Genomic DNA, 13,147 nt, shown 5'->3' with positions numbered 1-13,147 from the left:
TTTTAGAATTAACGAACTATTTGAAAAAAACGGAGAGGAATTTGCCAATCGATGTAGTATTTCAATATTAGAGGCGCAAAATTGAACAATAAGGGATGTGTGACCTATGATGAGCGTAATCCCTGGTCCGGAAGATCTTTACCTGTTTCATGAAGGGAATTTGTTCCGCAGCTACCGGGTGTTGGGGGCGCATTTTACGGAGCATGAAGGGACCCTTGGCGTTCGGTTTTCCGTCTGGGCCCCCCATGCGCGCGAAGTCCGCGTTATTGGAGATTTTAATTACTGGAACGGCAGCGAGCATGTCCTCAGCAAAATCAGCGTTTGGGGCGTGTGGAGTCTGTTCGTGCCAAATGTCCGCGAGGGCGAGTATTACAAATACGAGATCGTCACCTCGCACGGAACGCTAGTATGGAAGGCCGATCCGTACGCTTTTCATTCCGAGCTGAAGCCGGGAACGGCCTCCCGGGTTTGTTCGCTGGAAGGTTACGAATGGCATGATGACGCCTGGCAGGAAGCGAAGCGCCGGCAGCTGCCGTACGACCGGCCGATGAACATCTATGAGGTCCATATGGGCACATGGAAAAAGAAGCCGGGCGACGGGTACTATACGTACCGTGAGCTGGCCGACGAGCTGGTGGATTACGTCGCGCACATGGGCTATACCCATATCGAGCTGATGCCGCTCGCCGAGCATCCTTTCGACCGCTCGTGGGGCTATCAGGCGACGGGCTACTACTCCGTTACCAGCCGCTTCGGAACGCCGAAGGATTTCATGTATTTTGTCGACCGCTGCCATCAGCAGGGAATCGGCGTGATTATGGACTGGGTGCCGGGGCATTTTGTGAAGGACGATCACGGCCTGCGCCATTTTGACGGCCAGCCGCTCTATGAGCACAGCGATCCGCTCAGAGCCGAGAAGCCCGAGTGGGGGACGATGGCCTTCGATTTCTCCAAGCCGGAAGTCGTCAGCTTCCTGATCTCCAACGCCTTGTTCTGGATGGATATGTTCCATATTGACGGTCTGCGGGTCGACGCCGTCGCCAGCTTGCTGTATTTGAACTTCGGCAAGCCGCGCGAGCAGTGGATCAAGAACGAGCAGGGCGGGGAAGACAATCCGGAAGCGATTGCGTTTTTGAAGAAGCTCAACCAGACGGTATTTGCCCATTATCCGGATGCGCTTATGATGGCGGAGGATTCGAGCGACTGGCCCCTCGTTACCGCGCCTGTGCATGACGGAGGCCTCGGATTCAACTACAAATGGAACATGGGCTGGATGAACGACATGCTGCGCTACATGGAATGCGATCCGTATTTCCGCAAGGGCCGGCATAACTTGCTAACTTTTTCTTTCATGTACACCTACTCCGAAAATTACGTGCTGCCCTTATCTCACGATGAGGTCGTGCACGGCAAGAAATCGCTTCTCAACAAAATGCCGGGTGATTACTGGCAAAAATTCGCTAACCTGCGGGTGCTGTACGGCTATATGATGGGGCATCCGGGCAAAAAACTGCTGTTCATGGGCGGCGAATTCGGGCAGTTCGACGAATGGAAGGATCTTGAGGATCTGGACTGGGAAATGCTCGGCTATGACAGTCACCGGGGCATGCATCAGTACGTCCACGATTTAAACCACCTTTATTTGCAAGAAAAAGCGCTTTGGGAGCTGGACCACAGCCCCGAAGGATTTTCCTGGATTGATCCGCACGACCACAACCAGAGCATTGTTACTTTCACCAGACAATCGAGCGATCCGAATGATTTTTTGATCATTGTCTGCAATTTTACTCCGGTAACCCACGCACGATACCGGATTGGCGTACCTTTTGCGGGGGAATATACGGAGCGGTTTAACAGCGATACCCCTGTTTACGGAGGGTCCGGGCAGTTGAATACGGGAAGGCTCAAGACGGAGAACGTGTCTTGGCACTTCCAGCCTTGCAGCTTGCATATTACGATTCCCCCGCTTGCAACCGTTGTTTTGAAGCCTGTCAAAATTGGACGCAAAGAAGCTGCTGGAAAAAGAGAAAGGGGATAGGTTCGATGCGCAAAAAAGAGTGCGTGGCCATGCTGCTCGCAGGGGGCGAGGGACGGCGTTTAGGAGTGTTAACCAATAAATTGGCGAAGCCCGCCGTTCATTTTGGAGGGAAATATCGCATTATCGATTTTACTTTGAGCAATTGCACCAATTCGGGCATCGATACGGTGGGCGTGCTGACGCAGTATCAGCCGCTCGTGCTGAACACGTATATCGGCATCGGGACACCGTGGGACCTCGACCGCAAAAGCGGGGGAGTAACCGTGCTGCCCCCTTATATGGAGCAGCAGGGCGGCGATTGGTACCGGGGTACGGCCAACGCAATTTACCGCAACATATCATTCATCGAGCAGTACGATCCGGAATACGTTCTGGTCATATCCGGCGACCACATCTATAAGATGGATTACGATCGGATGCTCGATTTTCATAAGAGAAAGGGCGCCGACGCCACGATCGCCGTCATCGAAGTGAGATGGGATGAAGCAAGCCGCTTCGGGATCATGAGCACGGACGACGACGAACGTATTGTCGAATTCGCCGAGAAGCCGAAAGAGCCCAAGAGCAATTTGGCCTCCATGGGCATTTACATATTCAATTGGCAGGTGCTTAAAGCCTACCTGACGATGGACGAGAACAATCCCGAATCCAGCAAGGACTTCGGTAAAGATGTCATACCGCTGATGCTTCGCGAAAAATTAAACATATATGCCTATCCGTTCGAAGGTTATTGGAAAGATGTCGGCACGATCGAGAGCTTATGGGAAGCGAATATGGATCTTCTGGAAAATGAGCCGCAGTTTAATTTGAACGACCGAGAGTGGCGGATCTATTCGGTCAATCCTTGCCAGCCGGGGCAGTATGTGGCTCCGACGGCGCAAATCAGACGCTCGCTCGTCAACGAGGGCTGCAGCGTATTCGGAGAAGTCGATCATTCCGTATTGTTCTATGGCGTGCACGTTGGCGAAGGCTGCTACATCAAGGACTCCGTCATCATGCCGAATGTGAAGATCGGGAACAACGTAAAAATATATAAGGCGATCATAGGGGAGAACACCGTCGTAGAAGACGGCTGCGTCATCGGAGACGCGGACGGCGATTCCAACATCATCTTGATCGGCGGCAATGAAACTATCAGTATGGCGACGATGACCAACTTGAAAGGGTGAGTTCGTATGAAGCGAATGATGGGTGTTATCAATCTGGTGAACGAGCCTGATGATCTGGAAGAACTGACCTATTCCCGCTGCGTGGCTTCGGTTCCCTTCGGAGCGAGGTACCGGCTGATCGATTTTGCGCTTTCCAATATGGTCAATTCCGGGATGGAGAACGTCGCCGTTTTTACACAGCATAAATACCGTTCCTTGATGGACCATCTCGGCTCCGGCAAGGAGTGGGATTTGGACCGCAAACGCGGAGGGCTGTTCCTCTTGCCTGCGATTTTGCACGAAACGACGGGGATGGCTCGCGGGGACCTGTTCCAATTTTACAGCCACCGCGATTATTTTTACCGGGCGCGCGAGGAATATGTCGTCATCTCCCGCAGCCATATCGTCTGCAACCTCGATTTCAACGAAGTGCTGGATTACCATTTGGAGAAAAACGCCGATATTACGGTCGTCTACAAGGAAGCGGAAGAAGAGGAATTCGCCAAATTCCGCCGGCTCGCCGTCAAAGAAGACGGACAGGTTACCGTGATGGAAGATCATTCCGGCCGTCTGCGCAACGACAATATTTCGATGGAAATGTACGTGATGAGCAAGGAGCTGCTGCTTGACATGGTCGAGTCTTGCCTGGCGCAGGGCTACGATCATTTGGTCCGCGACGGCATTATGAAAAATATCGGCAAGCTCAGCGTTTACGGATACGAGCATAAAGGACATACTGGCATAGTGAATACGATTCAAAGCTACTATAAACATAGCATGCAGCTTCTGAATCCGAATGTTTGGCGCGAGCTGTTCTTTCAAAAAAATCTCGTTTTTACCAAAGTCAAAGACGAACCTCCGGCCAAATACGCCGATAACGCCCATACCCGCAACTCCCTGATCGCCAACGGCTGCGTGATCGAAGGCAAGGTGGAGAATTGCATTTTGTTCCGCGGCGTCAAAATCCGCAAGGGCGCATATGTGAAAAACTGCATCATTTTGCAAAACTGCGAGATTGAAGAAAATGTCATTATCGAAAATGCGATTCTCGACAAGGACGTATTTATTAGCAGGGGCCGGGTGCTTACCGGGGATAAACAGGCGCCGTTCATCGCTTCCAAAACGAAGGTTATCTGACGCGCGATAAGGCGGGGACGTCATTCGAGGCGCCCCGTCTTTTTTTCTTCGGGCAAGTCTCAATTGAAAAGGAGTGGGAAGCCATGAAAGTGTTATTTGCCGCATCGGAAGCCGTACCTTTCGTCAAAACGGGAGGCTTGGCGGATGTCATAGGCTCTCTGCCGAAGCAATTGGCGGGGCAGGGACTGGACGTGAGGGTCATACTGCCGAAATACGAAGATATTCCCGATCAGTATGCGCAGGCGATGGAAACCGTCTCCACCTTCACTTTGCAGATGGGCTGGAGACAGCTGTACTGCGGTATCTTGAAGTTGGAGCATGAGGGGATCGTATTTTACTTCGTCGACAATGAATATTATTTCCGCCGCCGGGGCTGCTATGGATATGAGGACGATGCCGAACGGTTCGCTTTCTTTTGCCGGGCGGTTATGGATTCGCTGCAGCATATCGATTTCATTCCCGATGTGATTCACTGTCACGATTGGCAGGCCGGAATGATTCCGGTATTGTACCGCGCCCATTTTAGCTACCAGCCGAAATACGCTCATATCAAAACGATGATGACGGTTCATAATTTGAAATATCAAGGGGTATTCGCCAAAGAGCTGTTCAAGGACTTCTTCGCGCTAGGGGACGAGCATTTTACCGGTTATGCGCTGGAGCAGTACGGGGGAGCCAGCTTTATGAAAGGCGGGCTGTTGTATTCGGATCTCATTACGACGGTCAGTCCGACGTATGCGGCGGAAATTCAGACGCCGTTCTACGGCGAATATTTGGACGGCCTGCTGCGCAGCCAAAGCCACCGGCTGTACGGAATCGTCAACGGCATCGATTACGCCGAGTTCGATCCGATGACCGATCCGAATCTGGAAGTCCATTACCGCGATTCGCTGGAGAAGAAGCAGCAGAACAAGCTGAAGCTTCAGGAGAGGCTGGGGCTGACGGTACGCAAGGATGTGCCGCTGATCGCCCTGGTAACCCGTCTGGTCGAGCAGAAGGGACTCGCCTTGATCGACCGCGTGATGGCCGAGCTCATGGCGCTGGATGCGCAGTGGGTTATTCTCGGAACGGGAGAACATCGCTTCGAGCAGCTGTTCCGCTGGGCCCAGGAAAGCTATCCCGGCAAGGTGTCCGCCAACATCACGTTCAGCGAAGGCTTGGCCCGGCAAATTTATGCGGCGTCGGACTTGTTCCTGATGCCGTCGCAGTTCGAGCCGTGCGGGATCGGACAGCTGATAGCGATGCGGTACCGCTCGGTGCCGATCGTCCGGGAGACCGGCGGCCTGAAGGATACCGTGCAGTCTTACAATGAAGCGACAGGCGAAGGCACGGGGTTCAGCTTCGCGCATTACAATGCGCATGACATGCTGTATACGATCGAGCGGGCGGTGCGGCTGTATCGCGAAGAGGAAGCTTGGGCCCGCATTATGGACAATATTAAGCAAAAGGATTTCAGCTGGACGCAATCGGCGCAGGAATATGCCGCATTGTATGAACAGATGCTTCGATAGCCTCACCGGGAATAATATCCGGATGTGACAAAAAGACAGCCTGATCGATTTTGAACCGCTCCTCCGTTTTTGCATGCTTCTCTGGCACTTGAGGACGGTTCAATCGCTATCGGGCTGTCTTTGGCTTTTTCCGGCGAGCCTGCACCTTCTTATCAGGAATGATCTGCGGCCAGATCGTCGTAATACATCGTCTCATTGTTGAAGGAACGGTTGATGGATAAGAAGGTGTGCAGCAGCTCGAAGAGCTCCGATTGGTCGAGCTGCAGCGATACGTGCCCGCTGCCGGCCGCATTAGTGGAAACATTGAGCAAGATCGATTTGTGATCCTGATCAACCTGGATTTCCCATTGATCTTTCTTCAACACGCTTTCCCACATGTGCAGTTCCACTCCCCTTTTTTTTACTGAGGTCTCATGCTTGTTCATCTTTGGACATGATATTCATTATATGAGCCTCCGAAGGATAATATGACAGCCTGCCTGCTGTTTTTGCCGGCAGGGCCGCGCCTTGCGGTCAACGAAGAAGAGAGCCTAACCTTGTCAGGATAGGCTCTTTCTTTTATTGTGAATCCGTTTTTCGAGTGCGCATCTGCCGGGCGCGCCAGTGGCTGCGGCCCCAAATCGGTGCTTTTAAAGTTCCTGGGGAGCTCGTGCGGCGCTTAAGAATGCAAGTCCGGACCGGAGAAAATACGCCCTAAAGCGACAAGCTTTCGACAGACCTATACAAAAAAAGTGTCATAGGACTAGTTCTGGTTCTATCAACCTATTGCGTCTTATTTACCAAATAATTTACACTCAAGCTATAAGCGGAACGTGCGGGCCTTACATTTGCCGTTCTGCAATGCCTTGGAAAGCGCGGGCCGAAGGCGGAATGCGCCTCAAGGAAGAGGCATCTGCATTGCGGAAAACTCTACTTTTCCAATAGGGATTATTTATTATCTTCTGTTACAATACTCTTCTAGCTGTAATATAGCGACTCGAATATTTGCTCAGATCGCTTATAATGACCCCGTTCACGGAGCTGCCAATTGTGTTATGTATAAATTGGCCGTTTCCGATATAAATACCAACATGATTCACTTTCCCCGGCGTTGTCGTACTGAAGAAGATCAGATCGCCTTTTTTTAAGTTGCTTTTGCTGACATAGGTGCCCTGTTTGCTCTGTGCGGTGGAACCCCATTTGAGCGTGACTCCTTGAGTGCCAAATACATATTTGGTAAAAGAGGAGCAATCGAAGATCATCTTAGACGGATTGTTCACTCCGAATTCATAGCGTACTTTGCCCTGTAAGGACTTCGCCTTGGCGATAATCTTGTCCGCTTTCTGACTGGCGGTTGCAGTCGATTGAACTTCTGCGGTTGCGGCATGAGCCGAGATCGGGGCGGTGATCATAGCGGATGTCAAAACAAGGGTGAGACAGCTTGCTCCAACAATGGTTCTGGTTAGCCAACTTGCTTTTGTCATATAATCCTCCCATTAGCCATTAGTGGTGTATCTGGGAGTAGTATATCATGCGCCCTAGTTATTGGTAATCCTCAAAATATGGTAGAAAGATTTTCGAAGTATTGCGGCGGAGAAAATAGGGGTTCTCATTATTTTTTACAATTAATTCACAGGGATAAGCATAATCATCACATTTTATTCATAAACATAGTGATAATTTGAATTAAGTAGGAAACAAGGGGTGCATATCATGTACTATTGCATACTGTGCAAGCAGCTTCATCCGCTTGGTTTTAGCGAACGTGAATTCGTTTTCAAAAGCGGCTTTCATTACTTCAGCTCCAATCTGTATCAGGCTGGAGTATGCGCCAAGGAGCCTTATACATTGCCCAAAGAACAACCGGCGACAGCCTGAAAGCAGCAGCCCCGCTTCTTATGGAGAGGGGCTGCATGTTTTGAGCCGAACGCGTTAGAATCTTCTAAAAAAGGGCCGTTCCAGCAAAACGATAACGAGCAGGTCGAACAGCACGAGCGGCAGCAGAAACGGGAAAAAAGAAACGGAGGCCTTATTTCCGGTCTGGTTGCGGGACACTCGCAGATAGACTCTGTGTTTGTCCAGCTTGACGATTGTGCCTTGATATACACGACCGTCGGTCGTCTTAACTCGAACCTGCTTGTTCATATATTGCCTGCACTTGCGGTAATTGCGCGTACGTGACATAACAAACCCCTCCCTTCCGGACGATAGTTTTCCTGCTGCAACGATACTCCATTTTTCTAGCAGGACATGTTGTATTATATGCAAATCTATCAGACGGCGTGTGGGCCTAATAATTTGCCGCAGGCTCTTATCTCCCAAGATAACAATTGATATAATGGGGAGAGGAGGAGGATGAACGATGAAACGTACCGCGGCCTTCATATTTGCCCATCCCGATGACGAAACGTTCCTTGCTTCTTGCTTGATCAGGCAGCTGACCGATAACGGCGACCAGCCTATTTTACTGCTGGCTACCAGGGGAGATGCAGGCAAAAAAAACGGCGACGTCGGCCATTTGACTGAGGAGCAGCTTGGCGCAAGACGCGAGAAAGAAATGGAGCGGGCGGCGGCTATACTCGGGCTTAAGCGCGTAGAGCATCTGGGTTTGCCGGACGGCAAGCTGAACGCGGCGGACGACGTATGGTTCGTGAAGCGCGTAGCCGAGTTTATCCGAGCACATGAGCCTGAAATTGTAATTACCTTCCCGGAAGACGGGGGAAACTTCCATCCGGATCATATGGCGATTTCCAAAATAACGACATCCGTCGTCTTGAGCGGGGACTGTCCGTCCGTGCAGAAGCTGTACTACGTTGCGTCGGAAACGCTGAAGGAACAAGGACATCGCCCTTCCGTCTCCATCGATACCGAACCATGGTGGGATATGAAAGCGGCGGCGCTAAAGGCACATGATTCGCAGAAATATGCGGTAGCCCGTTATTTTGGCGATCTTCGCGTTTGCCCGCAGCAGAGGCGGTATGAAGCTTTCGTCCTTTCCTGGGAGAGAGGGAGTTTTTACCCGGCGAAATCGGAACAGTCGGTAACGGACGGGCTCGTCTGACCTAATATGTGCGTAGGGGGCGTCGAATTTGACAAAACAATATGCCATCGACATGGCCAAAAAACTGTTTAGAGAAACCAATAAATCGTACTACGTCATTTTTGAACCCGATTCCAACGAATATTCCATCATCGATCAGGATGAATTTACGAAAAACGCGGGAGAATGGAACAACCTGGTCATTTTCAGTATCGAAGGTTGATTGCAAGATAGCCAGATTGAGGTGCGGGAGCCGTCGCCGACGCTATAAGCGCCGCCAAAAAGCTTGAGTTTTCAAGCTTTTTTTGTTTCTTCTATACCCTAAATATGGAAATGTGATAAAATGGGATTATCATTTTGTCGTTGGAATACAAGGGGAGGCAGCTGTGAAAAAGGGCGACGTAACCTTCATCGAGCTAAACGAGACGGATCGATATCCGTTTCAAGAAGATATTGTGATTTCGCGCAAGCAGGTGCATATTCTACAGAAATTACCGGGGTTTATAGCTGTGAAAACAAGGGCGGATAATGAAGCGGAAGTTCTTGGTTTTATCGTATATACTATCGTGCACGACGAATGTGAAGTCGTATCTCTGAAGAGCACGAAAGAAGGCGTCGGGATCGGTACCCGGTTGTTGGAGCTCGTCAGGCTTAAGGCTGACGAGAGGAAATGCGCGAGAGTTTGGCTGATTACGACGAACGAAAATTGGAAGGCCATCCGATTCTATCAGAAGCGTGGCTTCAATATGAGAGGCTTTTATGCCGATGCAGTTCAAGAGGCGAGAAAGCATAAGCCGAGCATTCCGCTGTATAGCGATGAAGGAATCCCGATTAGGCACGAGATCGAATTTGAACTGCTCCTTGCAAACGGAGAACAAGAGGGTTATTCATATAGCGAATAACCGATCGGCCGGACTGCTGCACTGCTGCCGGGCGAACCAAACGGGCTCCTGATGAAGGCGTAGAGCGGGACAACTGCCGTTAGCTGGCGGACTCCGGCATATCAGCTTTGGGGAACACCAGCCTGTAAAGCGTCCCTTCTCCGGGAACGCTTTGAATATCAATTTTGCCGCCCATCTTCTTAATAATGCCGAACGATACCATCGTTCCAAGCCCGGTGCCTTTCTCTTTCGTCGAATAATACGGATTCCCGAGCCGTTGAATTTGATCTTTGGTCATACCGGTCCCGGTATCGCTGATCGTGATGGCGACGCCGTCGTTGTCCGCCGTCGCATAGATTTCGAGAAGTCCCCCGTGAGCCATAGCCTCGATCCCGTTTTTTCCGATGTTAATCAACGCTTGCCGGAATTTATATTTATCTCCGGTTATGCGAAGAACGCTCGTCTCCTCGATCACAGTGTTGATATGAATATTGTAATAATTGGCGTAGGTCATCAGCACGTTCGATAAATAACGGATTTCCTCGTGAATGTCGATGTTTTCGATAAGCTCCGGGTCCGGCTTGGCTAAAGTGAGATAATCGGTAATAATCAGCTGCGCCCGGTCCAATTCCTCCAGGCACAGGTTCCGGTAAAACTGTTTTTTGTCCTGATCCAGGTGCTCGGCGCCCAACAATTGAATAAACCCTCTGACGGTTGTCAGCGGATTGCGGATTTCGTGAGCTACGGAAGCGGCCATATCGCTGACGATTTTTATTTTTTCGCTCTGAATTACTTCTTCCTGCATGCGAAAATACCGGTTCAGGCATTCGATCAAATAGACGCATACACCGACGATGAACGCTTGCAAAATATAAGTTTCCAGCGTCGTCCAAGTATCGACGAACAGAAGCCTCATCTGCCCGAGAGCGGATAAATAAAACGAGAAGGTAATCATTTTAATGCAGGTGCAGGCGGTGACGGCCAAGAGGAGCTTGTGCAGCAATTTTCGCTTGGAATAGTTCCTGAGCGTCAAGTAGACGATCAGAAAGCTGGGGAGCAAGGAAACCGCGTAAAGCCAATTGTTGGGGTTGCCCGTCAAATAGCGGTATGTAACAAGAGTCAAGTAAAGTAAAGCGGAAACATGAGAGCCCCCGTATAAAGAACCGATAGTCAGCGGAATCGAACGAAAATCGTATTTCAAACCGTTTAATTCAATGGGAAATGACATCGTCGTTACTAGGGCAACGGAGACAAGAACATAGAGAAGCAAGCGGTATAAGAACGGATTGCTGCTCGTTTTGTATATGTACGGATAAAACACCAGCGGGGAGAAAATAAAGAAAATATTCAATAAGTAATCTTTGAAATAGCTTAACATAAACGCTCCCGGGGGCTTAAGATGGCTTACGGTTAGGACTGGCTTGCTGGCAAATCCGGAACGGATCGCTTGACAAGAAAATATTCGACAAAGCCCCAGGTTTTCCCTTCCGGCGATTTGAAAAATATCATTCGAGCCCATAGAAGGAGGCTGTAAGAGGGTATGTTGAGCCTGCGGTTTACCTTGTTCTTCAGGCTTTTCGTGTTACAATAAAGGGAAGGTCTTGTACGGCAAGACAAGGTCAAATTTGCGAATGGGAGTAGGAACCGCTTGTTATGAAAAAGAGTCCGTATTTGTATGTAGGCATATTGAATTTGTTGGCCGCCGTCGCTTTCGTCGTCGCCGGCTTCATCACTACCTCTAACACGGTGAAATACGGTTATATTGGCGTGGCGGTGCTTTTTGCTATTTCGGCATTGCTGAATTTCAAACGGAATCGCAGCGAGAAGTAGCTTGTATAGGATAAAGATTGTCCATTTAGTATAGTAGGCGGTGTAAACCACAGTGACGCTCAATGTTAAACTGTACACGATGTGCATGGTGCAAAACGGAAATCAGGTGCTGTTGATCAACAGGCCGGATAAGAAAGGATTTCCCGGTTATATCGCTCCCGGGGGCAAAGTAGATTTTCCTGAAAGCATCGTCGATGCGGCGATCCGCGAAGTGAAAGAAGAAACCGGGCTTACCGTGAAACGGATCGCATACAAAGGACTGGACGAGTTTTGCGATCCGGGTCAAAACCTTAGATATATGGTGTTCAACTATTTGGTAACGGAGTTCGAAGGCGAACTGCTGCAGAATCCCCCGGAGGGCGATCTGTTGTGGGTCGATAAGGAGGAAGCATTGGAGCTTCCGATGCAAAGCTGGTTTAAGCGCCGGTTTCCGTTGTTTTTTAACCAAGGGACCTTTGAGCTGAGCGCCTTGTGGGATTCGCAAACGAACACCGAAGGGAAGGAAACGTTTCGGCAGTATGAATAAATTGGAAGGTCGGGTGAGAGCGAGCGATGGACATTGGGCCGCTGGAGCGATTTGATGCGGGCGATCAATTGAGTCTGGGCGGATGCGGGTACAGCTCCAACCAAATGTATCGGGCGTTCAAGGAAGAGACTCCGCTGCACACGACGATCCGGCTTGAGTTGGCGGACCTTGAGGAACCTTATGTAAAAGTATGGGAGCATGATCCGCAAGAAGCTGCGCAGTATGAGTCTTTTATCGGTTCCGGCTACTCGTTCGGCGGTTATATAGCGGCCTTCGCTTGCTTCGGCCGTCGTCGCATTCACCATGCCGAAAGAGGAGAGAAGACGATGTCATTTATTGAAGTGCTGGATAAAGGCTATGTAAGACTGGTGAACCACATGGGGGCGGATTTGACGGTCGTCAATGCGGCCCGCGTTTCGTATGCCAAAGAATCGACGGAGCTGAGCGATAAAGATATTCGTTTGATCCGTTTCCTGGCCAGAGAAGGCCATACGTCGCCGTTTCGGCACGTCATGCTGCAATATGAAATCTACGCCCCGCTGATGGTGGCCAGACAGTGGTGGAAGTATGTCGTCGGCTCTGCCCATTATGAGGGGACCGGAGACAGTCTGGAAGCGTGGAACGAGTCCAGCCGCAGATACATAACCGAGGAACCGGCGTTCTACATTCCCGCCAGCGGCGAATGGAGAAGCCAGCCGGCTCATTCCAAGCAGGGGAGCGGCGAGCTGAGTCCGACGGAGCAGGGACACAAGCTGACCGCCGAGCTTAGGGAGTATATCGAAGAAGGAATCCGTAAATACGAAGCGGCTCTAAACGACGGCGTTTGCGCGGAGCAGGCGAGGCTTTTTTTGCCGGCGTACGGAATGTATGTCCGTTGGTACTGGACGGCTTCCCTGCAATCGATATGCCATTTCTTGAACCAGCGTCTTGAACATGATGCGCAGAAAGAAATTCAAGAGTATGCCAAAGCGATATTGGAGCTCAGCAAGCCCCTCTATCCGGTTTCGTTGGACGAGCTCATTGGCTCGCATTAATTTCCATCTATCCTAGCATAGGG

The 13,147-nt window shown here is 50.5% G+C and carries 15 protein-coding genes; 11 read left to right on the top strand and 4 right to left on the bottom strand.

Features of this window, described 5'->3' with window-relative positions:
- The first annotated feature begins 106 nt into the window (after window positions 1-106).
- The 4 genes from glgB to glgA all read left to right on the top strand — a co-directional run bounded on the left by glgB (window position 107) and on the right by glgA (window position 5,834).
- Complete coding sequence (glgB, locus tag SK3146_RS05060; RefSeq protein ID WP_249864053.1) at window positions 107-2,038, top strand: 1,4-alpha-glucan branching protein GlgB; 1,932 nt, start codon at window positions 107-109, stop codon at window positions 2,036-2,038.
- A 5-nt stretch (window positions 2,039-2,043) separates the two neighbouring features.
- Complete coding sequence (locus SK3146_RS05055; protein ID WP_249864052.1) at window positions 2,044-3,207, top strand: glucose-1-phosphate adenylyltransferase; 1,164 nt, start codon at window positions 2,044-2,046, stop codon at window positions 3,205-3,207.
- A gap of 15 nt (window positions 3,208-3,222) precedes the next feature.
- On the top strand, window positions 3,223-4,323 hold the full coding sequence (gene glgD, locus SK3146_RS05050; RefSeq protein ID WP_375295451.1) for a glucose-1-phosphate adenylyltransferase subunit GlgD: 1,101 nt from the start codon (window positions 3,223-3,225) through the stop codon (window positions 4,321-4,323).
- 83 nt (window positions 4,324-4,406) lie between these two features.
- Complete coding sequence (gene glgA / locus SK3146_RS05045; RefSeq protein WP_249864050.1) at window positions 4,407-5,834, top strand: glycogen synthase GlgA; 1,428 nt, start codon at window positions 4,407-4,409, stop codon at window positions 5,832-5,834.
- Window positions 5,835-5,986: 152 nt separating this feature from the next.
- On the opposite strand, the gene SK3146_RS05040 is transcribed toward glgA, so the two are convergent.
- Together SK3146_RS05040 and SK3146_RS05035 are read right to left on the bottom strand one after the other, a co-directional pair.
- Entirely contained in the window at window positions 5,987-6,211 is a 225-nt protein-coding gene (locus SK3146_RS05040) for a hypothetical protein (protein ID WP_249864049.1), read from the bottom strand.
- A gap of 567 nt (window positions 6,212-6,778) precedes the next feature.
- The gene (locus tag SK3146_RS05035; RefSeq protein WP_249864048.1) at window positions 6,779-7,297 is read right to left on the bottom strand and encodes a C40 family peptidase; all 519 of its coding nucleotides are present in this window, start codon (window positions 7,295-7,297) and stop codon (window positions 6,779-6,781) included.
- Window positions 7,298-7,526: 229 nt separating this feature from the next.
- Here SK3146_RS05035 and SK3146_RS05030 point away from each other — a divergent pair, with 229 nt between their 5' ends.
- Window positions 7,527-7,691: a DUF3973 domain-containing protein gene (locus SK3146_RS05030; RefSeq protein ID WP_249864047.1), complete on the top strand. Its 165-nt coding sequence runs from the start codon at window positions 7,527-7,529 to the stop codon at window positions 7,689-7,691.
- A gap of 54 nt (window positions 7,692-7,745) precedes the next feature.
- On the opposite strand, the gene SK3146_RS05025 is transcribed toward SK3146_RS05030, so the two are convergent.
- Entirely contained in the window at window positions 7,746-7,997 is a 252-nt protein-coding gene (locus SK3146_RS05025) for an LSM domain-containing protein (protein ID WP_249864046.1), read from the bottom strand.
- 178 nt (window positions 7,998-8,175) lie between these two features.
- Here SK3146_RS05025 and SK3146_RS05020 point away from each other — a divergent pair, with 178 nt between their 5' ends.
- The 3 genes from SK3146_RS05020 to SK3146_RS05010 all read left to right on the top strand — a co-directional run bounded on the left by SK3146_RS05020 (window position 8,176) and on the right by SK3146_RS05010 (window position 9,755).
- A complete protein-coding gene (locus SK3146_RS05020) occupies window positions 8,176-8,874 on the top strand; it encodes a PIG-L deacetylase family protein (RefSeq protein ID WP_249864045.1) in 699 nt (232 codons plus the stop codon).
- Window positions 8,875-8,902: 28 nt separating this feature from the next.
- Entirely contained in the window at window positions 8,903-9,076 is a 174-nt protein-coding gene (locus tag SK3146_RS05015) for a hypothetical protein (protein WP_249864044.1), read from the top strand.
- Window positions 9,077-9,239: 163 nt separating this feature from the next.
- Window positions 9,240-9,755 (top strand): GNAT family N-acetyltransferase, encoded by a 516-nt coding sequence (locus SK3146_RS05010; RefSeq protein WP_249864043.1) that lies wholly within the window; start codon window positions 9,240-9,242, stop codon window positions 9,753-9,755.
- Window positions 9,756-9,834: 79 nt separating this feature from the next.
- On the opposite strand, the gene SK3146_RS05005 is transcribed toward SK3146_RS05010, so the two are convergent.
- On the bottom strand, window positions 9,835-11,112 hold the full coding sequence (locus SK3146_RS05005; protein WP_249864042.1) for a sensor histidine kinase: 1,278 nt from the start codon (window positions 11,110-11,112) through the stop codon (window positions 9,835-9,837).
- Between the two features lie 275 nt (window positions 11,113-11,387).
- Between SK3146_RS05005 and SK3146_RS05000 the strand changes: the two genes are divergently transcribed.
- The 3 genes from SK3146_RS05000 to thyX all read left to right on the top strand — a co-directional run bounded on the left by SK3146_RS05000 (window position 11,388) and on the right by thyX (window position 13,124).
- A complete protein-coding gene (locus tag SK3146_RS05000; protein ID WP_249864041.1) occupies window positions 11,388-11,564 on the top strand; it encodes a hypothetical protein in 177 nt (58 codons plus the stop codon).
- 79 nt (window positions 11,565-11,643) lie between these two features.
- A complete protein-coding gene (locus SK3146_RS04995; protein WP_249866182.1) occupies window positions 11,644-12,090 on the top strand; it encodes an 8-oxo-dGTP diphosphatase in 447 nt (148 codons plus the stop codon).
- Window positions 12,091-12,416: 326 nt separating this feature from the next.
- Entirely contained in the window at window positions 12,417-13,124 is a 708-nt protein-coding gene (thyX, locus tag SK3146_RS04990; protein WP_249866181.1) for an FAD-dependent thymidylate synthase, read from the top strand.
- The last annotated feature ends 23 nt before the right edge of the window (window positions 13,125-13,147 follow it).

This window comes from Paenibacillus konkukensis (assembly GCF_023523925.1).
Classification (GTDB): Bacteria; Bacillota; Bacilli; order Paenibacillales; family NBRC-103111; genus Paenibacillus_S; species Paenibacillus_S doosanensis.
This window is presented reverse-complemented; position numbering and strand designations above follow the sequence as displayed.

Coding starts and splice junctions, on each gene's coding strand:
- SK3146_RS05030 (WP_249864047.1), top strand. CDS start 7,527: ATGTACTATTGCATACTGTGCAAGCAGCTTCATCCGCTTGGTTTTAGC.
- SK3146_RS05005 (WP_249864042.1), bottom strand. CDS start 11,112: ATGTTAAGCTATTTCAAAGATTACTTATTGAATATTTTCTTTATTTTC.
- glgA (WP_249864050.1), top strand. CDS start 4,407: ATGAAAGTGTTATTTGCCGCATCGGAAGCCGTACCTTTCGTCAAAACG.
- SK3146_RS05020 (WP_249864045.1), top strand. CDS start 8,176: ATGAAACGTACCGCGGCCTTCATATTTGCCCATCCCGATGACGAAACG.
- SK3146_RS05000 (WP_249864041.1), top strand. CDS start 11,388: ATGAAAAAGAGTCCGTATTTGTATGTAGGCATATTGAATTTGTTGGCC.
- SK3146_RS05035 (WP_249864048.1), bottom strand. CDS start 7,297: ATGACAAAAGCAAGTTGGCTAACCAGAACCATTGTTGGAGCAAGCTGT.
- thyX (WP_249866181.1), top strand. CDS start 12,417: ATGTCATTTATTGAAGTGCTGGATAAAGGCTATGTAAGACTGGTGAAC.
- glgD (WP_375295451.1), top strand. CDS start 3,223: ATGATGGGTGTTATCAATCTGGTGAACGAGCCTGATGATCTGGAAGAA.
- SK3146_RS05040 (WP_249864049.1), bottom strand. CDS start 6,211: ATGTGGGAAAGCGTGTTGAAGAAAGATCAATGGGAAATCCAGGTTGAT.
- SK3146_RS05025 (WP_249864046.1), bottom strand. CDS start 7,997: ATGTCACGTACGCGCAATTACCGCAAGTGCAGGCAATATATGAACAAG.
- SK3146_RS05055 (WP_249864052.1), top strand. CDS start 2,044: ATGCGCAAAAAAGAGTGCGTGGCCATGCTGCTCGCAGGGGGCGAGGGA.
- glgB (WP_249864053.1), top strand. CDS start 107: ATGATGAGCGTAATCCCTGGTCCGGAAGATCTTTACCTGTTTCATGAA.
- SK3146_RS04995 (WP_249866182.1), top strand. CDS start 11,644: ATGTGCATGGTGCAAAACGGAAATCAGGTGCTGTTGATCAACAGGCCG.